This is a genomic window from Pseudomonas sp. QS1027, from assembly GCF_002814235.1.
Taxonomy (GTDB): domain Bacteria; phylum Pseudomonadota; class Gammaproteobacteria; order Pseudomonadales; family Pseudomonadaceae; genus Aquipseudomonas.
The window spans coordinates 39,576-66,082 of record NZ_PHSU01000019.1 but is presented as its reverse complement, the minus strand read 5'-3'; the positions used below and the strand labels follow the sequence as shown (position 1 = coordinate 66,082).

The 26,507-nt window shown below is 61.4% G+C and carries 20 protein-coding genes and 1 pseudogene; 10 read left to right on the top strand and 11 right to left on the bottom strand.

The annotated features are described in order from the left end of the window. The first annotated feature begins 39 nt into the window (after window positions 1-39). Window positions 40-960, top strand: a complete 921-nt coding sequence (locus CWE01_RS18075) for an aldo/keto reductase family oxidoreductase (protein ID WP_256346759.1) — start codon at window positions 40-42, stop codon at window positions 958-960. 10 nt (window positions 961-970) lie between these two features. Here CWE01_RS18075 and CWE01_RS18070 read toward each other — a convergent pair whose 3' ends face one another. Further along, on the bottom strand, window positions 971-2,401 hold the full coding sequence (locus CWE01_RS18070; RefSeq protein WP_100941901.1) for a CoA transferase: 1,431 nt from the start codon (window positions 2,399-2,401) through the stop codon (window positions 971-973). A 103-nt stretch (window positions 2,402-2,504) separates the two neighbouring features. Between CWE01_RS18070 and CWE01_RS18065 the strand changes: the two genes are divergently transcribed. After that, window positions 2,505-3,701: a citrate synthase family protein gene (locus CWE01_RS18065; RefSeq protein WP_100941900.1), complete on the top strand. Its 1,197-nt coding sequence runs from the start codon at window positions 2,505-2,507 to the stop codon at window positions 3,699-3,701. A 33-nt stretch (window positions 3,702-3,734) separates the two neighbouring features. On the opposite strand, the gene fhuB is transcribed toward CWE01_RS18065, so the two are convergent. The 5 genes from fhuB to CWE01_RS18040 are packed head-to-tail and all read right to left on the bottom strand — an operon-like array spanning window position 3,735 to window position 11,293. Then, window positions 3,735-5,738, bottom strand: a complete 2,004-nt coding sequence (gene fhuB / locus CWE01_RS18060) for a Fe(3+)-hydroxamate ABC transporter permease FhuB (protein ID WP_256579378.1) — start codon at window positions 5,736-5,738, stop codon at window positions 3,735-3,737. Then, complete coding sequence (locus CWE01_RS18055; RefSeq protein ID WP_100941899.1) at window positions 5,731-6,672, bottom strand: ABC transporter substrate-binding protein; 942 nt, start codon at window positions 6,670-6,672, stop codon at window positions 5,731-5,733. The genes fhuB and CWE01_RS18055 overlap by 8 nt, the downstream gene beginning before the upstream one ends. Next, the gene (locus tag CWE01_RS18050; protein WP_371917148.1) at window positions 6,669-7,436 is read right to left on the bottom strand and encodes an ATP-binding cassette domain-containing protein; all 768 of its coding nucleotides are present in this window, start codon (window positions 7,434-7,436) and stop codon (window positions 6,669-6,671) included. Before CWE01_RS18050 ends, CWE01_RS18055 begins: the two co-directional genes overlap by 4 nt. Before the next feature lie 56 nt (window positions 7,437-7,492). Beyond that, window positions 7,493-9,205 (bottom strand): cyclic peptide export ABC transporter, encoded by a 1,713-nt coding sequence (locus CWE01_RS18045; protein ID WP_100941897.1) that lies wholly within the window; start codon window positions 9,203-9,205, stop codon window positions 7,493-7,495. 6 nt (window positions 9,206-9,211) lie between these two features. Beyond that, window positions 9,212-11,293: a TonB-dependent siderophore receptor gene (locus CWE01_RS18040; protein ID WP_256579377.1), complete on the bottom strand. Its 2,082-nt coding sequence runs from the start codon at window positions 11,291-11,293 to the stop codon at window positions 9,212-9,214. Window positions 11,294-11,532: 239 nt separating this feature from the next. On the opposite strand from CWE01_RS18040, the gene CWE01_RS18035 reads away from it, so the two are divergent. The 3 genes from CWE01_RS18035 (at window position 11,533) to CWE01_RS18025 (ending at window position 13,937) form a co-directional block, all read left to right on the top strand. Then, complete coding sequence (locus CWE01_RS18035) at window positions 11,533-12,339, top strand: helix-turn-helix domain-containing protein (RefSeq protein ID WP_100941895.1); 807 nt, start codon at window positions 11,533-11,535, stop codon at window positions 12,337-12,339. A 294-nt stretch (window positions 12,340-12,633) separates the two neighbouring features. Continuing rightward, window positions 12,634-13,074, top strand: coding sequence for a type II 3-dehydroquinate dehydratase (aroQ, locus tag CWE01_RS18030; RefSeq protein WP_100941894.1), 441 nt, complete (start codon window positions 12,634-12,636; stop codon window positions 13,072-13,074). A gap of 5 nt (window positions 13,075-13,079) precedes the next feature. Continuing rightward, window positions 13,080-13,937 carry a shikimate dehydrogenase gene (locus CWE01_RS18025; RefSeq protein WP_100941893.1) on the top strand — a complete coding sequence of 286 codons (858 nt, stop codon included), beginning with the start codon at window positions 13,080-13,082 and terminating at the stop codon, window positions 13,935-13,937. Between the two features lie 66 nt (window positions 13,938-14,003). Here the strand turns inward: CWE01_RS18025 and CWE01_RS18020 are convergent, their stop codons facing one another. Both CWE01_RS18020 and quiC read right to left on the bottom strand, forming a co-directional pair. After that, a complete protein-coding gene (locus CWE01_RS18020; RefSeq protein WP_100941892.1) occupies window positions 14,004-14,681 on the bottom strand; it encodes a TetR family transcriptional regulator in 678 nt (225 codons plus the stop codon). A gap of 67 nt (window positions 14,682-14,748) precedes the next feature. Beyond that, the gene (quiC, locus tag CWE01_RS18015) at window positions 14,749-16,656 is read right to left on the bottom strand and encodes a 3-dehydroshikimate dehydratase QuiC (protein ID WP_100941891.1); all 1,908 of its coding nucleotides are present in this window, start codon (window positions 16,654-16,656) and stop codon (window positions 14,749-14,751) included. Window positions 16,657-16,989: 333 nt separating this feature from the next. Between quiC and CWE01_RS18010 the strand changes: the two genes are divergently transcribed. Both CWE01_RS18010 and CWE01_RS18005 read left to right on the top strand, forming a co-directional pair. Beyond that, a complete protein-coding gene (locus CWE01_RS18010; protein ID WP_100941890.1) occupies window positions 16,990-18,318 on the top strand; it encodes an MFS transporter in 1,329 nt (442 codons plus the stop codon). 134 nt (window positions 18,319-18,452) lie between these two features. After that, window positions 18,453-19,703: an OprD family porin gene (locus CWE01_RS18005; RefSeq protein WP_100941889.1), complete on the top strand. Its 1,251-nt coding sequence runs from the start codon at window positions 18,453-18,455 to the stop codon at window positions 19,701-19,703. A 172-nt stretch (window positions 19,704-19,875) separates the two neighbouring features. On the opposite strand, the gene CWE01_RS18000 is transcribed toward CWE01_RS18005, so the two are convergent. After that, window positions 19,876-20,745: a helix-turn-helix domain-containing protein gene (locus CWE01_RS18000; RefSeq protein WP_100941888.1), complete on the bottom strand. Its 870-nt coding sequence runs from the start codon at window positions 20,743-20,745 to the stop codon at window positions 19,876-19,878. Window positions 20,746-20,899: 154 nt separating this feature from the next. Between CWE01_RS18000 and pobA the strand changes: the two genes are divergently transcribed. Both pobA and CWE01_RS33895 read left to right on the top strand, forming a co-directional pair. Continuing rightward, a complete protein-coding gene (gene pobA / locus CWE01_RS17995) occupies window positions 20,900-22,084 on the top strand; it encodes a 4-hydroxybenzoate 3-monooxygenase (RefSeq protein WP_100941887.1) in 1,185 nt (394 codons plus the stop codon). 62 nt (window positions 22,085-22,146) lie between these two features. Next, a pseudogene (locus tag CWE01_RS33895) lies at window positions 22,147-22,239 on the top strand (SMP-30/gluconolactonase/LRE family protein); the annotation flags it as partial. A gap of 80 nt (window positions 22,240-22,319) precedes the next feature. Here the strand turns inward: CWE01_RS33895 and CWE01_RS17985 are convergent. Next, the gene (locus tag CWE01_RS17985; RefSeq protein ID WP_100942005.1) at window positions 22,320-23,255 is read right to left on the bottom strand and encodes a LysR family transcriptional regulator; all 936 of its coding nucleotides are present in this window, start codon (window positions 23,253-23,255) and stop codon (window positions 22,320-22,322) included. A gap of 117 nt (window positions 23,256-23,372) precedes the next feature. Between CWE01_RS17985 and CWE01_RS17980 the strand changes: the two genes are divergently transcribed. Continuing rightward, on the top strand, window positions 23,373-23,972 hold the full coding sequence (locus CWE01_RS17980; RefSeq protein ID WP_100942004.1) for an NADPH-dependent F420 reductase: 600 nt from the start codon (window positions 23,373-23,375) through the stop codon (window positions 23,970-23,972). Window positions 23,973-24,098: 126 nt separating this feature from the next. Here CWE01_RS17980 and CWE01_RS17975 read toward each other — a convergent pair whose 3' ends face one another. Then, window positions 24,099-26,507 carry an RND family transporter gene (locus CWE01_RS17975; protein WP_100941886.1) on the bottom strand — a complete coding sequence of 803 codons (2,409 nt, stop codon included), beginning with the start codon at window positions 26,505-26,507 and terminating at the stop codon, window positions 24,099-24,101.

Here is a 26,507-nt window from a genome sequence, read left to right as displayed (position 1 = left end):
CAGTTCTCACCGTGTGCCCCAAAGAACAAGGACCTATGAATGAACATCTCATCACGAGTATCCCTCACCCCCCAAGGGCCGGAGTTTTCACGCATCGTCTTTGGCATGTGGCGTTTGAGCGAATGGTCCCTGTCGGTCCATGAACGCCAGCAACTGATTGAAGCCGCGCTCGAACTCGGGGTGACGAGCTTCGATCACGCGGACATCTACGGCAACTACCAGTCCGAAGCCTTGTTTGGTGAAGCGCTCGCCGCCGCACCGCATTTGCGCGAACACCTGCAACTGGTCAGCAAGTGTGGAATCAAGTTGGTGTCGGCCCGGCGGCCGGAGCACCGACTCAAGACCTATGACAACAGTTTCGAGCACATTGTCGCCTCGGCCGAGAACTCACTGCGTGCCCTGCATACCGACTACCTGGATGGGCTGCTGATCCACCGTCCTGATCCGTTGATGGATGCGGATGAAGTGGCACGCGCCTTCAAGGCGTTGCACCAGGAGGGGAAAGTCAGAAACTTCGGTGTCTCGAACTTTACCCCCTCCCAGTTCTCCCTGCTCCAGGACCGGATGGTCGCCAATGGTCTTTCACTGGTGACCAATCAGGTCGAGTGTTCACTGCTGCAACTGGCCCCTCTCTATGACGGGACCTTCGACCAGGCTCAACAGCTCAAGTGCGCCCCCATGCTCTGGTCGCCGCTCGGTGGCGGGCGTATTTTTACCGATTCAGACCCTGTGGCCAGGCGAGTCAGGGAAACCCTGGCACACATAGGAGAGCAACTGGGAGCGTCTGCCACCACGGTCCTGATGGCCTGGTTGTTGGCACTGCCCAGCCGGCCGTTGCTGATCTCGGGATCGAGGCGCATCGAGGTGCTGCGTGAATCGGTAGACGCCTGCCAACTGAAGCTGACGAAAGATCACTGGTTCGAACTTCTGAGCTCGGCACAGGGCCACGAGGTTCCATAGAGACCGGATATCAACGCTTACCTGTCGACTGCCACTCTGCGTCAACCGACCCCAGCTCGCCCGCTGGGTGGTCCCAATACATGGGCGTCCCGTCGACCGACGCTGGCGCCTTGATGCGTTGCGCGGGGCCCCACGACGTGTGCTCGATCTGCGCGGCCAGGTCGTCCGGGTGTTCCGGTTGCATTGGGACACCCCCCTCTTGCACACCGGCATGGGCAATCAACAACTGCGCCGTCCTCGCCAGCGATGCCCGGGCGACGCAACCCGCCCCCGTCGTAAGCCGCTCGGTCAATCCGCGGATCACGGCGGCGGCCATCAGGTAGCCGGTTCCGTGATCGATCCCCTGCCCCGGCAACGGCACCGGACGATCGCTGCGTGCCATGCGCATGCCGGCGTCGGCAATGCCGCTGCTCATCTGCACCAGGCTGTCGAAGCCGCGTCGCTCACACCACGGCCCGCTCCAGCCATAGGCATCGAGCGATACATCGACCAGCGCCGGGTTCAACTGGCGACGGCGTTCAACGCCCAAGCCGAGACGGGCCAAGGCATCGGGCCGGTAACCGTGAACCAGCACATCGGCTTCGCCCAGCAGACGCTCGAACGTAGCGCGGTCGAAGGCATTGCGCAGATCGAGGCGCGCGCAGCGCTTGCCCAGGACAACTTCCGGCACCAGACCCGGCTCCTCCCAGCCGTACGGATCGATGCGCAGCACCTCGGCGCCAAATCCGGCCAGGAAGCGGGTGGCAACGGGGCCCGCCAGAACCCGCGTGAGATCGAGCACACGTACGCCTCGCAACGGCCGGTCTGCCGGAACCGGCCATTTCGCTCTCGCAACCCTGGCGCTCAGCGCGTGGTGCAGCAGCGGCTCGTCCCGGACCGCTTGTCCCTGGGGATGATCGGCCCACTCCTGCAAGGTATGCATGGCCGCCACGCAGCCATTGCGTTCGACGATGGCCATCTCAAGCGCACTGGCACTCCAGCCCGAGACGGCGCGCGCAACGGTATCCCGCTCGCCAGCCACACCGAGCACCGCCAGCGCTGCGTTCCGGTGATGAGGGGCGTTGGTGTGCAGCCGGATCCAGCCGTCAGCCGCCCGGTAATCTCCTGCGACCGGGTCCCATGGAGAAGGCAGCGCCCAGCCTTGCGGGCGAAGCGAAGTGCCGAACCAGAAGGACGCGAGGCGCCGGTCGACCGTGACGGACGGCAGCTTGCCCGAAGTGACGGAGAGCAGTTCAGCGATGGCCAGGCTTGCCGCACCGATGGCCGCCGCCGCGAAGTCCGTGTAGGCAAAGGCACAGGGCAGCGAGCCGTTTCCGGTCACGGCAAGATGAGCCAGATGCTCCGGGTTCCCGCCGACCGCCTGCCAGAACGCCTGCAGATAACCCGCGAAAGGACTCGACGCCGTCGAATCTGGCGCCTGAGTTGAGTCGTCGTTGAACATGATGAGGCTCCGCTGTGGGTTCGATTTGCGAAATATCTGCCGCTCCTTTTTAATCGTCAATATTGATTAAATTAATCAACCAATCACCGCCGGAGACGCGTTGATGCCGAACTATCTTTCCTCCGCCGAAGCCGCCCAGCGGCTCGGGGTCTCGCGACAGACGCTCTATGCCTACGTGAGCCGTGGCCTGCTGCACGCGGAAACCGGGGACAGTCATCGTGAGAGCCGCTATCTCGCCACGGATGTCGAACGCCTGGCGGAGCAGCGCACTCGGGGCCGCAAGCCGAAAGAGCTGGCGAAAGCCACGCTCAACTGGGGCCTGCCCGTACTCGAATCGGCCATTACGCTGATCGATGATGGCCAACTGTTCTATCGCGGCGAGAACGCCCTGGAGCTCGCGGCGTCGGCCTCCGTGGAAGAGGTGGCCGCGCTCCTTTGGCAATGCGATGCGAAAACGGCGTTCGGAGCGCCTGCACCAGGACTTGCGCAAACGCTGCCAGCGCTGATGGCCCACTATCGTGGCCGCCGCGCCGAAGAGGTATTGCTGCCCCTTTTCACCGTCGCCAGCGACGATGCCGCCACCGCGCTCTGGCAGACATCCGCCGAACGCCGCGCAGAAGGTTGCGGCGCCATCGTCCGATTGCTGACGGCCTGCCTGCTGGACTCGACACCGGACAGCTCGCCGATCCACGAACAATGCGCCCGGGCCTGGGGCGTCGACGAAGACGGCGCGGACCTGATCAGGATGGCGCTGGTGCTGTGCGCGGACCATGAGCTGAACGCCTCGAGTTTTACCGCCCGTTGTATCGCGTCAACGGGGGCCAGCCTGCGCGCCGGTGTGGTCGGTGGCCTTGCCGCCTTGACGGGCGGCCGCCATGGCGCCACCACCGCGAGAGGCGAGGCGCTGTGGGATGAGCTTGGCGATGACGATATCGCCAAAAAGATGCGTGAGCGGCTGGCAAGAGGCGACGATCTTCCCGGCTTTGGACATCACCTCTACCCCAATGGGGATGTGCGCGCGGCAGCGCTGCTCGCCCGGATCCTGCCGCACCACCCTCAGTGGCAGGCCATCATTGACCTGGCGTTTACACTGGTGGGCCAGCGCCCTTCTGTCGATTTCGCGCTGGTGGCCGTCCGCCGACACCTGAAGCTTCCTATTGGCGCCGCGTTCGGTCTCTTTGCGCTGGGCCGGTCGATTGGCTGGATCGCCCACGGCCTGGAACAACGCGGCAGCGAGAACCTGATCAGGCCAAGGGCGGCCTACACCGGCCCTCGCCCCCACAATCCCGGACGGAGCTGATTCGCCGCAGCAGATAGCCGCTGACCTGACGCCTCAGGACTTGCGCCGATACAGCATCAACAGCACCAGATAAGGCCCACCAAGCAAGGTCGCCACCAAGCCGGCCGGCATCTGCTCGGGAAATACCCACTGCCGCCCCAGCCATTCCGAGACGACCATCAGCACCGCGCCGAACGCCGATGCCACCCAGAGCTGTTGCAGCGGCTGGCGGGCACCGGCAAAACGGGCGATATGGGGGGCCAGTAAGCCAACGAAGGACAGCGGCCCCACCAGCAGGGTCGCCATGGTCGTGAGCACCCCGGCGAACAACAGGATCAGCAGTCGCGCACGGGCAACCGGTACGCCGACACTCGCCGCCGAGCCCTCCCCCAATGAGAACGCTTCAAGCCAGCGCGTGAACAAGGGCGCCAGGCAAAGGCCCAGCATCATCACCGCCGCGCTCACCCAGGCCAGTGCCGGGGGAAGGTAGTAGATCGAGCCGGTGACCAGCTGGAGCATCAGCTCCGCACGGGGATCGCCGCTGGCCAGGGTCGCGCTGACCATCGCCTGGAACCAGGCACTGACCGCCACGCCCACCAGCAGCAGGCGTTGCGGATTGAAAGCGCCACGGCCCAACCACAGCAGCGCCCCGAGCGCCGCCAGCGACCCCGCCAGACAGGCGCCGAACAGCACGGTCGGCGATGGCTGGCTCATGGCGAAGACCACCACGACAATGCCCAAGGCCCCTCCCGAACTGACCCCGAGCAAATCCGGGCTGGCCATCGGGTTGGCGGTCGCCCGTTGCAGCAAGGTGCCGGCCAGCGCGAGCAGGCCGCCGGCGGTGGCGGCGATCACCGTATGGGGCAGTTGCCAGAACAGCAAGGCGCTGACCTGGGCCGCCGTGGCAATCCGCCAACCGTCCAGGCTGCGCGAGACCATGAAGGACAGGAACAGACCGAGGAGCAACAGCGCAGCCAGCCCCCAACGGCGGCTAGGCGCGAAACCCGTACTGTTCGGCCAGTTCGGTTTCCATTGAGTGGCAAGACCGTTGCGCAGGCGTGGCAGCATCAGGATCAACAGCGGCACGCCGAGCAACGAGGTGACGGTGCCGGTCGGAATCAGATGGGCCGAGAGCGGCGCCGTATTCGACAACACCAGGACAATCTGGTCGGTCGCCGACAACATGGCCGCGCCGATGCACGTCGACCCGACCAGTCGCTGGTACAAGGTTCGCGCCCCAAGCAGACGCGCCAACGCCGGGGCGGCGAGACCAAGAAAGCCGATCACGCCGACCTGTGCCACCACCAACGCCGTCAATACGACCGCCACCAGCAAGGCGATCAAGCGTGTCCGCTCGACCTTCGCCCCCAGGCTGCGCGCGGTACTTTCACCACTGTCGAGCAGCACCAGCGGTCGCCGCACCAGCCATACCGTCAGCATGCAGGCCGCCAACCCGGCGGCCAGATGGCTGCTGGGTTGCCAGCCCGCCTGCTCCAGCGAGCCACCACCCCAGATCTGCAACCCCAGCAACAGGTCGTAGTGAATCAAGGCCATCGCCAGGCTGATCGCACCGCAGTAGAGATTGACCACCATGCCCGAGAGGATCACCGCCATCGGCGACAGCTTCTGCGGCCAGGCCAGGGTCAGCACCACCAGCACTGCCAGGGCGCCACCGCCCAGGGCCACCAGTTCACGACCGCCCGGCAAGCCACTGGGCACATAAAGCGTGTAGAACGCCAAGGCCAGATAAGCCCCGGGAAAAATCCCCAGGGTCATGGGCTCGGCCAACGGGTTGCGCAGCACCTGTTGCACCAGCGTGCCGGCCAGGCCCAGCGCCGCGCCACAGAGCAGTGCCATGGCGACACGCGGCAGCAGCGACTCATGCACCAGCACCTGACGCACATCATCACGATCCGGGGCCAATAGCGCGGACAGCCAGGAGCTGCCCGCCAACAGTGCATTCACCTGGAACAGCGCCAACACGGCCGCCAGGGCAAACAGCCCGACCACCAGCAACAGGCCGCCACGCGGGGCAAAAGACAGACGAAAACTAGACAATACCGGGCTCCCGCTGGGCCGTTTGAAACAACGCCGTCTCCACCGCACGGGCAAAGCGTTGCATGGAGGACAATCCGCCATAGGGGGCGATCACTGGCAGCAGCGCCACTCGCCGTTCGCGCACGCAAGGCATGGCCTGCCACACCGGACTGCGCTGCAAGGCCGCCCGTACACTCGGGGCCACCGACCCCATCAGCAGCAGGTTGGCCCCGGGCACCTGGGCGATGCGCTGCAGCGGTACCAGGGCGGAGCCCGCCGAGTTGGTCACCCACTGCCCCGCCGCGCCGTCGACCGGATGCGTCGCATTGTTCACCCCGATTTTCTGCAACACCGCATCGAACAGGCTGCCGGCGCCATAGACCCGCAAGTGATGTTCATCGATCGCATCGGCAACGAAGGTCGGTGCCGTGGCAAGCCCCGGCTGCGCCGACAGATGCTCGCGCACCGCCGCGAAGCACTGCTCGGTCGCCGTGATCAAGGCCTGCGCGCGTTCCGGGCAGTCGAGCACCCGAGCCATCTGCCGCGTGTCCTCCTGCAAGGCCGGATAAGGCTGTTCGGCGCCCATGTAAGCCCCGAGCGTGACCGTCGGCGCCAGGCGCGCCAACAAGGGTTGCAGGCTGGCGTGCCCGGGCGTCAGGATCAGCAGGTCGGGCGCCAGTTGCTGGAGCACCTCGAAGTTGGGCTGGTACAGCAGCCCGATATCGATCACCCCCTCGGGCAGCGGCGGCTCGACAATGGTTTTCGTGTACCACTCCGGCAGAGACATGGCGACGGGCGAGTGCCCCAGTGCCAGCAGCGTTTCGGTCAGTTCCCAACTCATGGAAACAATCCTTGACGGCGCGGCGGGCGAAGCCCACGAAGCGGCCATCCAGAATGCCGGCGGCGCACTGGCCATCAGTTGCAGGATGCGCCGGCGACTGAACAGCCTACTCATCGTGGAAAACCTATCAGGCGCCCGCTGGCCGGGTCGGTCACCACGCCCATCGGCACGCCATAGACGTGTTCGAGGTGGTTCTCCTGGAGCATGTCGCCGGCCTTGATCTGCAACTGCAAACGGCCCTCACGCAGGGCGATGACCTCGTCGCAGAAGCGCGCCGCCATGTTCACGTCGTGCAGGATGATCACCGCGCCCATGCCACGCTGTTCGCACAGATTGCGAACCAGTTCGAGCACCGCGAGCTGGTGCCCGATATCCAGGGCCGAGGTCGGTTCGTCAAGCAGCATGCAACGGCAGTTCTGCGCCACCAGCATGGCAATCCAGGCCCGCTGGCGTTCGCCACCGGAGAGGCTGTCCACCGGGCGTTCGGCATACTGCAGTACATCGGTGGCGAGCATTGCCTGCTCGACCCACTCGCGGTCCTGCGCGCCAAAACGGCCGAGGGCACCGTGCCAGGGATGTCGCCCCAGGGCCACCAGCTCGCGCACCAACAGGCCGTCGACTTCGGGCGGCTGTTGCGGCAGATAGGCGATCTGCCGCGCAAAGGCCCGCGACGACCAGCCATGCAGGGGCTCGTTGCCTAACTTCAGCGAGCCGGCCGTGGCCGACTGTTGGCGGGCCAGCAGCTTGAGCAGGGTCGACTTGCCCGAGCCGTTATGGCCGATCAGGCCGTAGAGACGCCCTTCCTTGAGACGCAGATCCATGGGGTGCAACAAGGTCCGGGCGCCGATCTTCACACTGGCGCCGTCAAGGCGAAACAGGTCCTGGCCGTCAGGCAACGCAACGGCGCCGACGGTGGGACACGGCTCAATCATGTTCATCGAACGGATAGCTCCTCTACGCTGACGCTGTCGGACAGCTCTGCCACGATCTGGCCCATCTCCAACTTGATGCGCCGGTCGGCCAGGGCGAAATAACGATCATCGTGGGTGATCACCAACACCGCCTTGCCACGCGCCTTCAGGTCGGGCAGCAGGCTTCTGTAGAACACTTCCTTGAAGGCCGGGTCCTGATCCGCCGCCCACTCGTCGAAGACGTAGAAGGCCCGGTCTTCGAGCAGTGCGACCAGCAAGGCCAGGCGCTTGCGTTGCCCTTGCGACAGATTGAGGGTGGTGAAGGCGCCGTTCTCGATACTCACCTTGTGTTCCAGTTGCAGCGCCTTCAACAGGCTCCGGGCCTGTGGTTCCAGATGCGCGGGCATCACGCCCAGCAAGGTGTCGAACAGGAAGAAGTCGCTGAACACCGTGGAAAAGCGCTGGCGATAAGCATCACGGGTCGCCGCTTCGACGGGCTGGCCGTCCAGCAGCACGCTGCCGCTCTCACCTTCGTACAAGCCCACCAACAGTTTGGCCAGGGTGGTCTTGCCGCTGCCATTGCCACCGATCAGGTAAGTGATTTCGCCCGGTGTAAACACCAGGTCGACGGGGCCGAGCATGAAATAGCTGTTTTCCTTTTCGCGAAAGTAGCGGTGCGTCAGGGCCCGCAACTCGATGCGTTGAAAGCCCGTGTCAGCGCCCTGTTCGCCCATGATCTCGGCGGGCAACTGCGTCTCCAGGCGGGCAATCCGCTCCAGGGCAATGCGCGCCGAGCCGAGGGTCGGCAACGCCGCCAGCAGGCCCTCGATCGGCAGGATCATGTAGAGGAAGATCATGGCGTAACCGGACATCACCTGGTGGTCGACACCGTAGCTGCGCGCCAGCACGAACAGTGTCAGGCCGACAAAGGAGAACAGCACCAGGTTGCCCCAGCTCGACGCCGCGCTGAACAGCACATAACCCAAGGTGCGCTGCACCCGTACCGATTCGATATGCGGCGCCAGGGTGTCGTCGATAAAGGCCTCACGCCGGGAGCGATGCAGCTTGAGTTCCTTGGCCCCGTCGAAGAGTGCGCGAAACTGCTGGATCAGGTCGTCCTCGCGCTGGCGGGAACCGCGCAGATGCTCCAGCGCCCGGCTGTTGACCAGCAGGAAACCCACCGCGCCGATACCGATGGCCAGCAGCGCGAACAGCAGGATCTGCCAGGACAGCCAGCCCAGGTAAGCCAGGCAACCGATGATCACCGTGCTCTGCATCATGATGGTCGGCAGGTTGATGAACAGCACCACCAGCGTATCCAGGTCGCCGGTCAGGATCGCCAACGGACGCCCGCCACCGAAACGCTCGAGGTGCGCGTAGGAGGCATTGGCAATGTGGCGGATGGTGCGCAGGCGCACGCTGGCCTTGGCCCGCTGCCCGAGGTACATGAACAGGGTCTGCGAGAGCAGGCGCAACAGCAGCACCGCGACCCCGAGCAGCATGAAACGCAGGCCCAGCGCGCCCAGTTCATCGCCCTGCGCGGACAGCGCCTGGTTGATCAATGCGACCATCGCGGCGCTGCCAAAGCCGCTGACCAGACTGGCGGCGGCGGCAAGCAGAAGCAACCCGCGCGCGCCCTGGAGCATGCTCAGCAACAAGGCGAACGGTGTGGTGGAGTCCCCTGGCCAGGAATCCTGGCCAGCCGTGTGGTGGTTGGTTTTTTTAGTCGAAGTCATGGGGGATCAGTACTTCACCCGCAAGGTCAACGTCGTATTGCGCGGCTCGCCATACAACCCGTAGTAGCTGGAAGGCACCCGCGCATAGTAGGTACGGTCGAGCACGTTGTTCATGTTCAGGGCCAGGTCGAGATGGCTGTTGACCTTGTAACCGATCAACCCGTCCACCACCGCGTAACCGCCCTGGTAGCTGACCTCGTTGCGGGTGGTGCGGCTCTGGGCACGGACGCCGCCGCCGACCCGCCAGTTGTTCAGGGTGTCACCCTCGAAGTGATAGGTGTTCCAGAGCTTGATCAGGTGCTTGGGCTCTTCCGGATCCTGGACCGTGCCATTGCCATCGCCCGCCGCCGCCCCCAGCAGCTTGGTCTGCAAATAGGTGTAACCGGCCTGCACATCCCAGTTCGGCAGCACCTTGCCGGTGACTTCCGCTTCGAAGCCGCTGCTGCGCGCCTTGCCCTGGGCCAGCCAGTGACCGGGGTTGGCGTCATCGGCGATCGGACGGTTCTGGTCATCGATCTGGAACACCGCCACCGAGGCGCCGAGCCGACCGTCGAGGAAGTCACCCTTGAGGCCGACTTCGGATTGATTGCCGGTACGCGGCTTGAGCACATCACCGCTGGCGGTGGTCTGGAAGGCCTGGGAAGGGGTGAAGATGTCCGAGTAACTGGCATAGGCCGAGAGCCAGGCGTTCAGGCCGTAGACGACACCGGCATAGGGCGTGAACTTGTTCTGCTCGGGGTCGTTGACCGTGGGCTGGGTCGACGGCAGGAAGTCCTGGCGCGAGCTTTCGTAATGGTTCTGGCGACCGCCGAGGATCAGCGACAGCGCATCCGTGGGTTTGAAGGTGACCTGTCCGTACACGCCATATTGCGAGGTATTGGAGGTAGTGCCGGAGTCGTAGGGGATATAGGGGTTGGCGACATTGATGCTGTCGATATTGACCGTGCCGCCATCGGTGCCGCCCGACAGGCTGCGCTGGTGGCTCTCGGCGTAGTTGACCCCGAGCATCAGCTCATGGGTGCGCCCGAACAGCTGGAAAGGCCCGTTGATATAGGAGTCGACGCCGATCCAGCGGTAATTGTCCTGCTGGCGCTGCAACCAATAGTCGTCCGTGCGATCCGGATTGACCGGACCTGCGACGTAACCATACTTGGCGCCCACGGCCGAAGTGCGGTAGTTGATCGCCGTGCGGCTCTGCCAATCGTTGCCGAAGTGGTGCAGCAGATCGGCATAGACTTCGGTCATGTTGGTGTCGGCGTAGCTCCAGTCGGAGCCGTAGAAACCCGAGCGCTTGCCATTGATGAAGCTGCCATCGGTGAAGGTCGACAGACCGTAGTCCACGCCATTGAGGGCGATCTGCTGGTGTGCGGCACCGACCGTCAGTTGGGTGTCCGCATCCAGGTCAAAGGCCAGCGAGCCATAGATCAGGCCCTGCCCATTCTGCCCCGCATCTTCGAAGCTCTTGCCGTTCTGGCCGCTGAAACCCAGGCGCCCCTTGATATTGCCGCTGTCCGTCAGCGGGCCGGTGACATCCCATTCGGTGCGGTAGGTGTTCCAGGAGCCGGCCGAGACCGCGCCGGTCAGCCCGAAGACATCCTGAGGGCTCTTGCGCACCAGGTTGACCGTACCGCCCGGGTTGCCGAAACCTTGCAGCAGCCCGGCCGGCCCGCGCAGGACCTCGACCCGGTCGTACAGCGCCAGGTCGAACTGCGGCAGGTACTGCAGCCCGCTATTGGCGGGCAAGCCATCGAACTGCACCTCGGCCGGGTAACCGCGGGACTGGAAATAACTGGTGCCATCGCCATAGGTCACCGCAGTGATCCCCGGGGTATTGCGCAAGGCGTCATCGACGCTGGTCATGGCCTGGTCGTCCATGCGCTGGCGGGTGATCACCGAGACCGAGGCCGGCAGGTCCTTGGGGGCCACCGGCACCTTGCCGACGGTCACCAGGGAAGGTTTGTAGCTGTCTGAACCTTCGGTCGCCGCCGCATCCTGTAGAGTCTGGTCACCGACGATCCGGGTTTGCGGCAATACGGTCTCTTGAGCAGACTGGGCCTGCGAGCAGGTGGCGACCAGTATCAGGGGCACGAGCAAAAGCGGGTTACACGTCAGAGAACGGCTATACCGGTACGGGCTCAACGGCGCGGACACAAAGCGTTCAATCTTACTTCTGCTCATGAGAATCATTGGCTCCAGTGCTTGAAAATGCGATTCATTTGCATTAATTTTGCCAGTCTGTTTACTTGGCTTCAGGACAACTTGTATCGATGAAAGGACAGAATTGGCGCTTTTCTGCCGCTCATGACCATCCCGCCCAAAAAGCAGCCATGACCCCGCACAAGGAATTCGCTGACGACGCCGCGCCGCTGGTCGTCAGGGCCTATGACTACGCCTCGGGCGCCCGGCAGCAGCCCCACTGCCATGAGCGCATTCAACTGATGTATTCGCCGCGCGGCTTGATGCGCGTCTCCACCGAAACCGGAGCCTGGACCCTGGCGCCCATGCGCGCCTTGTGGATACCGGCCGGCGTGACCCATGAAGTACGGATGGTCGGGGATATCTCGATGCGTTCCGTCTATCTCGACCAGCGCGCCGTGCCGTGGCACTGGGATGAATGCTGCGTGCTGACGGTGACGCCGCTGATGCGCGAACTGATCCTGATGCTCAATGACCAGCCGACCCTGGGCGAGCAGCCACGACAGCAGGCCTCGGGATTGCTGATCCACCTGCTGGCCCAGGCTTCGCGGCAAAACAACAACCTGCCGATGCCGATGGATCGTCGGCTGCGTCGGGTCTGCGATGCGATCCTGCAAAGCCCGGACAACAACGACACCCTGGAAGAATGGGGCGAACGCATCGGCGCCAGCTCACGCACGCTGGCGCGGCGGATGAAAGAAGAAACCGGCGTGACCTTTCACCACTGGCGCTTGCAGGTGCGGGTCGACGAGGCGATGTGTCGATTGGTCGAGGGGATGTCGATCAGCGACGTTGCCCAGGGCCTGGGCTATCGAAGTTCGAGTGCGTTTATCTATATGTTCCGCAGTTTGCTGGGCAGCACGCCGTCGCAGTATCTGGAGAGGATATTGTCCGGGGGCCAGACCCCCACGGAAAACGTGCCCCCCTCGGCTGCATAGTGATAAAGCGTTAACGTGCCTGGGGCAAAACCGGCGCTACTGTCCGGAAATGGGCGATAACCGCACAGGTTTTCTCTGACTCAAACGGCTCTCCCAGACCCGGCACCAGAGCCGAACCTCCCTGCCCGTAACGCTTTGCGGCCAACGTGCGCCCTCTCTTTGACTTTTCGGCTTTTGATCAGGCGCAACATCGACGTGCCCCCCCGTTGACGAAATTAACCATTTGGTACATTTTCACGGCGCCTGCTTGGCTGCCTCTGCCGATGCGTGAAAAAAACAATGGAGGTCATTGCAATGACTCATGTAATCCTGGTGCTCAATGGCCCGAACCTGAACATGCTGGGCACTCGTGAGCCGGCCACGTACGGCTACGAAACACTGGCTGATGTCGCCGATCTGTGTGAACGCACTGCCGCCTCTCACGGTCTGCAAATCGAATTTCGCCAAACCAATCATGAAGGTGAACTCATCGACTGGATTCATCAGTCCCGAGGTCGCTGTGGAGGCATCGTGATCAACCCGGCCGCCTGGACCCATACTTCCGTGGCAATCCGCGACGCCTTGATCGCTGCAGAGTTACCGGTGATCGAAGTGCACCTGTCCAACGTGTACAAACGTGAAGAGTTCCGCCATCACTCATTTGTCTCGGCCGTTGCTGTCGGCGTGATTTGCGGGATGGGTACCCACGGCTACCGCCTCGCCCTTGAACATTTCGCCCACTTATTGAAAGCCTGACCACCATGAACCCGAACAAGAAATCCGTACTGGCCGGCCTGATTGGCGCTGGTATCCAAGCCTCGCGTACACCGGCCATGCACGAACAGGAAGGTGATGCCCAAGGCATTCGCTATGTGTATCGGCTGATCGATCTCGATGCCTTGAAGCTGGATGTCAACGCATTGCCCGAACTGCTCAAGGGCGCTGAACAGATGGGTTACACCGGACTCAATATCACCTATCCCTGCAAGCAGGCCATCCTCCCCTTGCTCGATGAGCTTTCTGACGAGGCTCGCGGTATTGGCGCGGTCAACACGGTGGTGTTCAGGGATGGCAAGCGCATCGGCCACAACACCGATTGCCTTGGGTTTGCCGAGGGATTTCGCCGTGGTCTTGCCCAGGCCGCACGTCACCGTGTGATTCAGATGGGGGCCGGCGGCGCCGGTGCGGCGGTCGCACATGCGTTGCTGTCCGAAGGGGTCGAGCAACTGGCGATATTTGAAGTCGACCCGAGTCGCGCCCAGGCTCTGGTTGATAACCTGAACGCCCACTTCGGACCTGGACGGGCGATTGTCGGGCGGGATCTGCCTGTTGCCGTTGCGGCGGCTGATGGCTTGGTCAATACCACCCCGGTGGGCATGGCAAAACTGCCTGGCACGCCGCTGCCGGTGACACTTCTGCACGCCGGGTTATGGGTGGCCGAGATCGTCTATTTCCCACTCGAAACCGAGCTGCTCAAGCAGGCTCGCGCCTTGGGTTGCCGTACGCTGGATGGCGGCACTATGGCAGTGTTCCAGGCCGTCAAGGCCTTCGAGCTGTTCAGTGAGTGCCCTGCCGACGCCGAGCGCATGCAGGCGCACTTTAACAGCATGAACAGCTGAGCCCGGAAACCGAGGCGGTGCGTCTATCAATCGCGCCGCTGCGGGTCTTCGCGCGGAGCGTGAATATCAGATGCCGGCCTGCAAGTAGTGCAGCACCGACTCGCAAATCATCGCCTTGTGCCGATGCTTGATCTGTTCCTCGGAGAGATCGATCTGGAATATCTCACCGAAGGTATGCCGGTTGGAGACTCGATAAAAACAGAAGGAACTGATCAGCATATGCAAATCGATAGCCTCTACGCCCCGACGAAAAACCCCTTGGGCTTCACCGCGCAGTAACGTTTCCTTGATTGTCTCCAGGACGTGATGGCTCATCGAGCGAATCACCGGGGACTGCTTGACGTTGGCACCGTTGTGGATGTTTTCGATGCCGACGATGCGTACGAAATCGACATTGCGGTCATGGTGGTCGAACGTGAACTCCACAAGGCGCTGGATGGCTTGCAGTGGTTCCAGCTCGGCCAGTTGCAGCTGACTTTCTGTACGCCTGATATCGCCGTAGAGTTTCTCGAGGACTTCAACGTAGAGCTGTTCCTTGCTACCGAAATAGTAATAGATCATGCGCTTCGATGTTTTCGTGCGCTCGGCGATGGCGTCGACCCGCGCACCAGACAAACCCAGGCTGACAAACTCGACAATGGCTGCCTGGAGGATGTCCTTGCGGGTTTGTTCCGGGTTGTTTTTTCGGCCCTGGTGCCGTGCTTCGAGGGGTTGAGGTGCACCGGCATCGGCGAAATTCGTCATTCTGGGCTCACGACCGCGTTGGAGTCGCCCGATTATGGGCTGAGCGTCTCCCGGAAGGAAGTCTCATTCAGAGCCTGGATTGGCGCGCAGCACCTCTACGGGACTTGGCCATCGCTGCCAACCGTACCGCTACGTTGGCCGCGCCATAGCCGGCATAACCATTCTTGCGTTGCAGTATCTCGAAGAAAAAGCGCTCGCCGAACGGCTCCGTGTAGACGTGGAAGAGCTCGCCACCCTGGGCATCGCGGTCATAGAGCACGTTGAAGTAGGCCAGCTCGCTGAGGAACTCATCATCGAAGTCAAAGCGCGCCGCCAAGTCGTCATAGTAATTGAGCGGGATATCCAACAACGGCACCTGAGCCGCCTTGGCACGGCTGACTTCAGCAAAGATATCCTCGCAGGAAAATGCGATGTGGTGCACCCCTGAGCCCTGATAACTGGACAGTGCATGGGAGATCGCCGTATTACGATTTTCCGAGATGTTCAGCGGCAAACGCACGGTGCTGCATCGGCTGCGCAACGCCCGGCTTTTGACCAGGCCGTAGGGATCGGGCAGCACCACTTCGTCGTCGGCCTCGAAATCCAGCAAGCTTTTATAGAACAGTACCCAACTGTCGAGACTGTCCGCAGGCAACGCCATTGCCATGTGATCGATGCGCTGCAAGCCTCCTCCCGGCATCGCTTGCGGGTCCAACTTGAAATCGCTGTCGTAGATCGACTTGCCCGCCTCGGTCGGCTCAACCAGATAGATCAGACTGCCATCCGGCGCACGCACGGAAGGAATCTCGCGTTCGTTGGGACCGACCAGGCCACGGTATGGCTGCCCCTTGTACATCTGCGCGCGCTCCAACGCCGCACTGCCGTTCTCGACCCGTAACGCCATGGCACATAGCGAAGGGCCGTGCGCCTCGAAAAAGTTATGGGCGAACGAATAGGGTTCGGCGTTGAGCACGATCTTGATATCACCTTGACCCAGCAGGCTGACCGCTTTCGAGCGATGCTGACCGAGACGGGCAAAGCCGAGGCTCTCCAGCCAGGTGGACAGCCGGGCGCCCTGGGCTTCATCTACCGCGAACTCGAGAAACTCAACGCCGTCATAGCGGCTTGCGGAAGGTGGGTTGAACAGCATGTCGGTGTTGATGGGCTCGGCGTCTTTTTCCAACAGCTTGCGGGTTTTCTCTTCCAGATACAGCAGCGAGCGCAGGCCATCCGCCGCATTGGCTCGCGGCGGCGCGGCGCGGAAGCCATCGTTGAAGATTTCCAGCGACAGCGGCCCGCTGTAACCGCTGCGCAGGATTGGCGCGAGGAATCCGGCCAGATCAAACTCACCCTGGCCGGGAAAGCAGCGAAAATGTCGGCTCCACTCCAGCACATCCATGGCCAACAGCGGTGCATCAGCCATCTGCACGAAGAAAATCTTGTCTCCGGGAATCTGCGCAATGGCGCTGGGATCGCCCTTGAGTGACAAGGTGTGGAAGCTGTCGAGCAGCACGCCAAGCGCCGGATGATCGACCTGGCGAACCAGGTTCCATACCTGCTGCCAGGTATTGACATGACGCCCCCACGCCAGCGCTTCGTAGCCAATGCGCAGGTTTCGAGCGCCAGCGCGTTCGGCGAGCAGGCTCAGGTCATCCAGGAGAATACGTTCATCGCCCAGCGAATCCGTCGCGGTGTTACTGCACACCAGGACAAGGTCAGTGCCCAGTTCCTGCATCAAGTCGAACTTTCGTTCGACGCGGTCGATGTTGCGCTGCAGGCGATCACGACGGCAGCCTTCGAAGTCGCGAAACGGTTGAAACAACGTGATGGCGAGACCCAGATCAGCACACATCTGCCGGATGCTGCGCGGACTGCCATCATCGTAAAGGAGATCATTTTCGAAGATTTCCACACCGTCAAAACCCGCGGCCGCAATGGCTTCGAGTTTCTCCGACAGGGTACCGCTCAAGGAAACGGTGGCAATCGAACGCTGCATGCTGCGGGCTCCTGGATGAATGCGGCCGCTGCGGGCCGCCCTGTTAAAGCACCGGATTGATCAGCCTGTTCCGGGCCATTACGGGTGCTGCGGAGAATTATTCGCTTGTGAAATTAGCACGACAATCATAAATGTACTAACCAGTTAGTTTTGTGTTCGATTATCGAACAAAAGCCGCCATTGCCAATTGACGCTGTTTCGCTCGCTGCTCAAAACTAGCTGCACATTCATAGGACGAACCCGAAAAAGCGTTAGCCAGTGGCTTGGGAATCCAGTCGTCCTCGGTCGTGTCACCCGACAGCTCATAACAATTTCAAAAATAGGGCCTTACCCATGTTTCATACCGAAGTAACTTCCCGCATGACTGCGGCGCACCCGGGTATCGGTGGAAAAATCCGCGATGCCATGGCCGTCGGTAAAACCCGCTGGGGCATGCTCGCCCTGGTATTTTTCGCCACCACACTGAACTACATCGACCGCGCCGCCCTTGGCATCATGCAGCCGCTCCTCGCCAAGGAAATGAGCTGGACGGCGATGGATTACGCCAACATCAACTTCTGGTTCCAGGTCGGTTATGCCATCGGCTTTGTGCTGCAAGGCCGCTTCATCGATCGGGTCGGCGTCAAGCGTGCATTCTTCCTGGCCGTGTTGCTGTGGAGTTTCACCACGGGCGCCCATGGCCTGGCGACCTCTGCCGTCGGCTTCATGGTGTGCCGTTTCATTCTCGGCCTGACCGAAGCCGCCAACTACCCGTCCTGCATGAAGACCACGCGACTGTGGTTCCCCGCCGGTGAACGCGCCGTCGCGACCGGCATATTCAATGCCGGGACCAACGTTGGCGCGATGATGACCCCTGCCCTGCTGCCCTTGATCCTGTCCATATGGGGCTGGCAAGCGGCGTTCATCTGCATGGGCCTGCTGGGCTTGATCTGGGTGGTGTGGTGGAACTTGAAGTACCACAACCCTGAAGATCACCCCACCGTGCGCCAGAGTGAGCTGGATTACATCAACAAGGACGTCGAGCCGGCATCGGTCAAAGTCCCCTTCTCACGCATCCTGCGTATGCGCGGCACCTGGGCGTTTGCCTTGGCCTATGCGCTCACGGCCCCCGTGTTCTGGTTCTACCTGTACTGGCTGCCGCCGTTCCTCAATCAGCAATACAACCTGGGTATCAGCGTTACCCAGATGGGTATTCCACTCATGCTGATCTGGTTGACGGCCGACTTCGGCAGTATCGGCGGCGGGATTCTTTCTTCCTGGCTGATCGGTCGCGGAATGCGCGCTACCACGTCGCGACTGCTATCGATGTTGATATTCGCGATCACCATCATCGGCGTGATTTTCGCCGCCAATGCCAGCGGCTTGTGGATTGCGGTATTGGCCATCGCCCTGGCCGTCGGTGCACACCAGGCCTGGACTGCGAATATCTGGAGCCTGGTGATGGATTACACGCCCAAGGACCTGATCAGTACCGTGTTCGGTTTCGGTGGCATGTGCGCAGCGATTGGCGGCATGTTCATGACCCAGATCGTCGGCGCGGTACTGACCGCGACGAACAACAACTACAGCGTGCTGCTCATGATGATCCCGGCGATGTACTTCATCGCCCTGATCTGGATGTACTTCATGTCTCCGCGCAATGTTGAAGTCATCAAGGACTGATCACCCTTGATTGTTGGTAAAAGAGGTCGCCCTCCAGGCCTCTTTTCTTGAAGCATTCCCCGCCAGAAATTTTCAATAGCTCTAACCAGCCCCGAATTCGATGCCCTCATATAACTATAAGAAGGTCCGTTACCATGCCCGAAATTCGTCATGTCATCCGCGCACTTCCAGCCGCTATCGCCGCCAGCGTCCTCGTTCCATTCACTACCCAGGCAGCCGGATTTATCGATGATGCCAACGTCAATCTGAATATTCGGAACTTCTTCATCAATCGTGATTTCGTCAACCCCGCCAACGCGCAACGCACTGCCCAGGAGTGGACCCAGAGTTTCATCCTCGACGCCCGCTCCGGCTTCACCCAAGGCACGGTCGGCTTTGGCGTCGATGTGCTGGGGCTGTACTCAATGAAGCTGGATGGCAGCAAGGGCACAGGGGGCACGCAGTTGCTGCCCATCCACAGTGACGGCTCTCCGGCAGATGATTTCGGGCGTACTGGAGTGGCCGTCAAGGCGCGCTTTTCCAAGACGGAGTTGAAGGTCGGGGAATGGATGCCCCTACTACCCATCCTGCGCTCCGATGACGGTCGCTCGCTGCCGCAAACCTTTCGCGGGGGACAGATCACGTCCAGGGAAATCGATGGCCTGACGCTTTATGGTGGCCAGTTCCGTGGCAACAGCCCACGCAACGATGGCCTCATGGAGGACATGTCGCTGTTCAACCTGCCGAAGGTGACGTCCGACCGCTTCAACTTTGGTGGTGCCGAGTACACCTTCAACGACAATCGCACCCAAGTCGGCGTGTGGTATGCCCAATTGGAAGATATCTACCAGCAACAGTATTTCAACCTGACTCACCGTCAGCCGATGGGCGATTGGATACTGGGCGCCAACCTCGGTTTCTTCACCGGAAAGGACGATGGCAGCCATCTGGCAGGTCATCTTGATAACAAAACCTGGTCAGGGATGTTTTCGGCAAGGTACGCAGCCAACACCTTTTACCTCGGCCTGCAAACGGTCAACGGCGACAACTGGATGCGGGTCAATGGCACCAGCGGCGGCACACTGGCCAACGACAGCTATAACTCCAGCTTCGACAACGCCGGCGAGCACTCCTGGCAACTCCGTCATGACTACGACTTCGCCGCCCTCGGCATCCCCGGCCTGACGATAATGAACCGCTACATCCGTGGCGACAACGTGCACACCACCAGCACCAGCAACGGCCGGGAGTGGGTGCGGGAGTCAGAGCTGGCTTACGTCATACAGTCAGGCACCCTCAAGAACCTGTCGCTGAGGCTACGTAACTCAAACATGCGTCGAGACTACAGCGTCAACGAGTTCGACGAGAATCGGTTAATTATCAGCTACCCTCTGTCGCTGCTGTAACAAGCCGAAAAAAAGCAGGGCGCCGGTCAACTGCGCAGAGACTTGCGGTTCGGCGCCCAGCATCTGGCGCACGGGGTTGCCCTGGCGCGCCACTTCGAGAAAACACACCAGATGACGGAATTTCAGGTATCGATATTCATCGCCGTTCGCTGCCTTCGAGGTCTGGCATCCGCTAACGCTGGATACGGAATTGTTTCGGTGACTGCCCTGTACCGCGCTTGAAAAAGCGCGAGAAGTAGGCCGGTTCGGAAAAACCCAGGCTGTCCGACACCTGGTTGATGGTCATGGCGGTGTAGACCAGATCGCGCTTGGCTTCCAGCAGCAGCCGCTGGTTGATCATCTGCAAGGCCGATTGCCCGCAGAGGCGTCGGCACAGGGCATTGAGGTGAGCCGTGCTGATCCCTAGCGTCGCCGCATAGTGCTCGATGGGCAGGTGCTCGCGAAAGCGCAGTTCCAGTGTCCGGGTGAACATCTGCAAATGCTCGCGGCCCCGTTCAAGCGGCAAGGCGTCTGGCGGCGTGCGCTCCAGACTGCGGCGACTGAGCCAGATGGACAGCACCGTGATCAACGATTGCAGCATGGGATCACGACCGGGCTGGTGTTCGCTGTATTCCCGAGTGATGGCCGAAAACAGTGTGTCCAGATACGGATGCGCAGAACCGATCGGGTAACAGGCCGCCACGGTCAACACCGGACTGTTGAGCGAAGCGCCGAGCTGTTCGGCCAGGGGCTGCGCCAGGCTGAGTACGTGGCCCTGAATATCCTCGGAGAACTTGAAGGTATGCACGCTCAGCGCCGGAACGACTTGCAGCGAAGGTGAATCGATGTAGTGGATCTCGTCCTCGACTTTCAGCGTCGCCTGCCCTGCCTGCACGTAGAGAAGCTGCACCAGGTCGCTGTGCCGGTGGGGTTTGATTTCCCAACCATGCAGCTTGCTGCGCTCGGGGATCGACTCGCAATGGATCAAGTCAGGGGTCGGCCAGGCGCCGGTCTCGCCGTAGAGCTTGAACACCGGAACAGGTGCCGCGAATGATTTCGACATTTTCCTCCCCTTGCGACGATCCACGAAAAGTCCATGGAATGCTTCGGATATTGCCTTCATATCCACGCTTGAGCCACTAAAAATACAGGAGACAAAAACAACAGTGCCCCGCAAGGCCTCATGCCTTCAGCGGTACCAGACAGGACTACCCTCCATGAAAACCCAAGTCGCTATCATCGGCTGCGGCCCGTCCGGACTTTTGCTCGGTCAACTGCTGCACCGCGCCGGCATCGACAACGTCATCGTCGAACGCAAGAATCCCGAATACATCCTCTCGCGCATTCGCGCCGGTGTGCTGGAACAAGGCATGGTCGATCTGTTGCGCGAAGCCGATGTCAGCGCGCGCATGGATGCCGAAGGCCTGGTGCATGACGGCTTCGAACTGGCTTTCGACGGACGCTGTGAGCGCATCGACCTCAAGGCACTGACCGAGGGCAGAACGGTCATGGTCTACGGTCAGACCGAAGTCACCCGTGACTTGATGGACGCACGTGCCGCCGTGGGCGCAATGACTCTTTACGAGGCCGAGAATGTGCAGCCCCACGGCATGCAGAGCGACAATCCTTACGTGACCTTCGAACATCACGGCGAGACTGTGCGCCTGGACTGCGATTACATTGCCGGCTGCGACGGCTTTCACGGTGTATCCCGACAATCGATACCGCCAGAGACGCTGAAGATTTTTGAACGGGTCTACCCCTTTGGCTGGTTGGGAATCCTGGCCGACACCCCGCCGGTCAGCCATGAACTGATCTACTCCAACCATGAGCGAGGCTTCGCCTTGTGCAGCATGCGCTCGCCGACACGTACCCGTTATTACGTGCAAGTGGGCGCCGAGGAAAAGGTCGAGGACTGGTCGGACGAACGCTTCTGGGAAGAGCTCAAACGCCGCTTGCCGACCGCTATCGCCGAGCAATTGGTCACCGGCCCCTCGATTGAAAAGAGCATCGCGCCCTTGCGCAGCTTTGTCGTCGAACCCATGCAATATGGTCGACTGTTCCTGCTCGGCGATGCGGCCCATATCGTTCCGCCCACCGGCGCCAAAGGCTTGAACCTGGCGGCGAGCGATGTCAGCACGCTGTACCGGATCCTGCTCAAGGTTTATCGCGAGGGTCGCACCGACTTGCTGCAGAAGTATTCGTCAATCTGCCTGCGTCGGGTCTGGAAAGCCGAACGTTTTTCCTGGTGGATGACCTCGATCCTCCACCGTTTCCCCGAGACTGACGTTTTCGGCCAGCGTCTCCAGAAGAGCGAACTCGATTACTTCACAGGCTCGGCCGCCGGACGCAAGACGATTGCCGAAAACTATGTCGGGCTGCCCTATGAAGCCATTGAGTAGCGCCAGCGCCTGGGCACCAGGATCAACAGCCCGCTGCAGATTGAGCCACTCCAGGTGCTGCTGACTCGGGTTATGTCACCTCGATTCGCCCTGGTGGAGATCTGAGCGACCAACCGCTGGCGGGCGCTGTTTTCGCTATCAATCCGGGGATCAGCGCGAACAGGCTGACGCATATGGCCACCAACAGATACCAGGCAGGTGCCATCGGAGCCGACACTGGTGTCTTCGCCAAAATTTATGGCGCCCGCAATTTGCCAGAAAAAACTTCTGCAAGTTTCTGCGTACGAAATGCTTGCGTGACGAAATCGACAAAAGCGCGGGTCTTGGCGGGTAGCAGTTTCTGGCTGGCGAAGTAGAGTGAAATCGGACCGAAATCACAATGCCAATCAGGTAGCAGCCATTCCAAAGCACCACTTTTCAAATGTGGCAGCGCGTGGGGCATGGCAATCAGACAGACGCCAAGGCCCAGCAGTGCGGCGCGACACACAGCGTCCGGATCATTCATAAACATAATCGGCTTTTGCACCGCAGTCATCTCGTCTCCAGCCCCGTTTCGCATGACATGCGTACGCACGCGGTTATTGAGTGCCGAGCGCATTGCCAGCCCGGCGAGCGCTGAAAGCTCAGTGGGATCCTTAGGGCGATTTTTACCTTGCATAAACGCCGGTGACGCCACCGCAATGACATGAATCCTTGCCAGTTCGCGCGCAACCATTCCAAGCGGCAAGTCGAATCCGCCACCGATCGCAGCGTCGAAGCCTCCAGCGATAAGATCCAGCGGACGGTTATCGAAGGTCCAGTCCGGTATCACTGCCGGATAGCGTTCGAGGAACTCGGGCATCAGTGGTAGCAAGTATTCCATCCCCAACCCTGGCGCGGCATTCAGCTTCAGCACCCCGGAAGGTTGTCCGGCATTGACCGTGATGTCGGCAATCGCGCCTTGAATACTGTCGAGCCCCCCTTGTACCGATACCAGGAAGCGTTCACCGGCCTCGGTCAACATCAAACCGCGTGTGCTGCGCTGGAACAGCCGCACGCCGAGATTGCGCTCCAGGTGCGCGACGTTGCGGCTGACCGCCGCAGGCGTCAATGCCAATCGACGCCCGGCCGCCGAAAAGCTTCCTGTCTCGGCACTGCGCACAAAAGACTCCAGGTTTGCGAGCGTCTCCATCATTTCACCTTCAAGCAATGCTTGAAACAGATACTACCGGACGACAACTAACACTGACACCTGAAAGCGCCTAAATTGAACTCAGCAAACATTGCTCCCCCATCATCTAAAGGAACCATCATGAGCATCTCAATTATCGGCGCAGGCGCAATCGGCTCGGCTATCGCTCGCAAACTCGCCCGCCATGGCATCGACGCGACTATTGCCAACAGCCGCGGCCCGCAGTCATTGCAGGATCTGGTCAAAGAGCTCGGCCCGCACATCAAAGCCGTGAGCCTTCAAGAAGCATCCCAGGCCGACCTGGTATTTGTCGCGGTCAATTGGGATCGCTTGGAAGGCGCGCTAAAAGATCTCGGACCTTGGAATGGTCGCATCTTGGTCGATGCCAACAATGCCGTCGAAGTACCGTCCTACCAGGCCGTTGACCTTGGCGGTCGCGCATCCAGCCGAGCCGTGGCCGAGTGGGCACCCGGTGCTCGCGTCGTCAAAGCCTTCAACCATTTGGTAGCACCTTTACTGGATGCCGATCCCGAAGCCGAGGGCGGCCGCCGCGTGCTATTTGTCTCGGGAGAAGATGCCGCTGCGAAGAAGACCGTCAGCGATCTCGCCGAACGCTTGGGCTTTGCCACCGTGGACCTGGGAGGCGAATCTGAAGGTCGTCTCGTGCAGTTCCCGGGCGGCCCGCTGGCAATTTTGAACCTGGTGAAGTTCGGCTAGAGCGCAGACGCGCAGTACGCTGAAGCAATCCTTTATCGAGGATTACACCGAGCTCACGTCAGTGATGATTCGCTAGTGATTGCAGTTGGACTGCGGCCCGTGCCTCGGGCCGCAGGTGCACTTGAGTCACTGCGCCAGCAGACTTGCTTCAGGCTTTTTTGCGAAGACCTTGCGCGGCAGCAACAACCAGGCCAGTGCCGGCAGCAGGATCAAGGCGCCGAGCATATTCACCAGGAACATGAAGGCCAAAAGGATCCCCATGTCGGCCTGGAACTTGATCGGCGAGAAAGCCCAGGTCGACACCGCCACCGCGAGTGTCATACCGGTCAGCAGCACCACCTTGCCGGTGAACAGCAGCGCCTGGTAATAGGCCTGGGCCAGGCTGTCACCGGCCCGCATCCGTGCCAGGATCACGCTCAGGACGTAGAGCGCATAGTCGATGCCGATGCCCACGCCGAGCGCGATCACCGGCAGTGTCGCCACCTTCACCCCCATCCCCAGGGCGACCATCAGCGCCTCGCAAAGAATCGAGGTGAGCATCAGCGGCAGCATCGCGCAGAGGGTGGCACGCCAACTGCGGAAGGTCAGCAGGCATAACAGGCTGACCGCGCCATAAACCCAGAACAGCATCTCATGCATGGATTTTTTCACCACGATATTGGTCGCGGCTTCGATCCCGGCGCTGCCGGCGGCGAGCATGAACTTGACCTCCGGCACCGGATGCCCGGCGATAAATTGCTCGCTGGCCTCCACCACCCGGCTCAGGGTATCGGCCTTGTGATCGGCCAGGTAAACGTACAGCGACAACATCGAGCAGCCCTGATTGAACAGCTCCCGTGGTGCCCGGGTCTGCACCGCGCCCAGTGCGCCGTCATTGGGGATCAGCTCATACCATTTGAAATTGCCTTCGTTGTAACCGACCGTGGCGATCTTGCTCAACGCCGCCATCGAGGTGGTCGACTCCACGCCGGGCAGTTGCTCCAGCCGCCAGGCCAGCGCATCTAAGGCGGACAGGCTGGCATAGCGGGTGCACTGATCTTCCGGCGTCTTGATCATGACCACGAAAATATCCGAGCTGGCCGCATAGTTGCCGGTCATGAACTGCGCATCACGGTTGTAGCGCGAGTCGACGCGCAACTCCGGGGCACCGGGATCGAGATCGCCGATCTTCAGGTGCAGACTCACGGCAAAACCGGACGCCGCCAGCAGCAGGCCACCGAGCATGGCACTAATGGCCCAGCGCCGTCCGGTAAACCGATCGAGAAAACGCCACAACGGATGCTTGATCCGGGCCTGTAGCTCGGCGGTTTCCGAACTCAGGCTGCGTTGCGCCGCTGCCGGGCTGACACCGATATAGCTGAGCAGGATCGGCAGCAGAATCAGGTTGGTGAAGATCAGCACGGCCACGCCGAGGCTGGCGGTGATCGCCAGGTCCTGGATCACCCGGATATTGATCAGTAGCAACACCGCGAACCCCACCGCATCGCAGAGCAATGCGGTCATACCGGCGGCAAACAGTCGGCGGAAGGTGTAACGCGCGGCCACCACCCGGTGGGTACCGCGCCCGACATCCTGCATGATGCCGTTCATCTTCTGCGCGCCATGGCTCATGCCGATGGCGAACACCAGAAACGGCACCAACGCCGAGTAAGGGTCCAGCTCATAACCGAGGGTCGCGAGCAGACCCAGTTGCCAGAGCACCGCCACCAGCGAACAGGTCACCACCACCAGGGTGCTGCGCGCGCAACGGGTGTAGCCATAGAGCACCACCACGGTCACCAATACCGCCACCACGAAGAACAGCAGGACCTGGGTCAGCCCCTCGATCAGATCGCCGGCGATTTTGGTGAAGCCGGTGATGTGAATCCGCAGGTCATCGCTCTGGTACTTGCTGCGCAGGGCTTCCAGTTGCCGGGAAAACTCACCGTAGTCCAGGGCTTTGCCGGTCTGCGGATTGATTTCGAGCAAGGGCACGAAAATCACGCTGGACTTGAAGTTGTCGGCCACCAACTGACCGACCTCACCGGAGCGGGCGACGTTGGTTCGCACCTGCTCGATGCTGGCGACAGACCCGTCGTAGTCGTCAGGGATCACCGTGCCGCCATCGAGTCCCTCTTCGGTCACCGCGGTCCAGCGCGTGGTCGGGGTCCATAACGACTTCATGTAAGGCCGGTCGACGCCCGGCAGCAGGTAAAGCTCGTCGTTGAGCCTGGCCAGTGTGTCGAGGTAGTCCTTGGTGAAGATACTACCCTGCCTGACCTCCACGGCGATCCGCAACGAGTTGCCCAGGCCGCTCAGTTCACTGCGATTCTCCAGGAAGTGGGCGACATAGGGGTGGCCGGTAGGAATGGTTTTCTCATAACTGGCGTTGATGCCGATGCGCGTGGCTTGCCAGCCGAGCACCAGGGTCACCAGCAGACACAGCAGGATCACCCAGGGCCGGTGGTTGAAGATCGCCCGCTCGGCGAAATTACCCGAAGCCTGGTCGAAGTCCTCCAGGCGGCCAATCACGGTTTGAGTTTTGTCGTCTTTCAA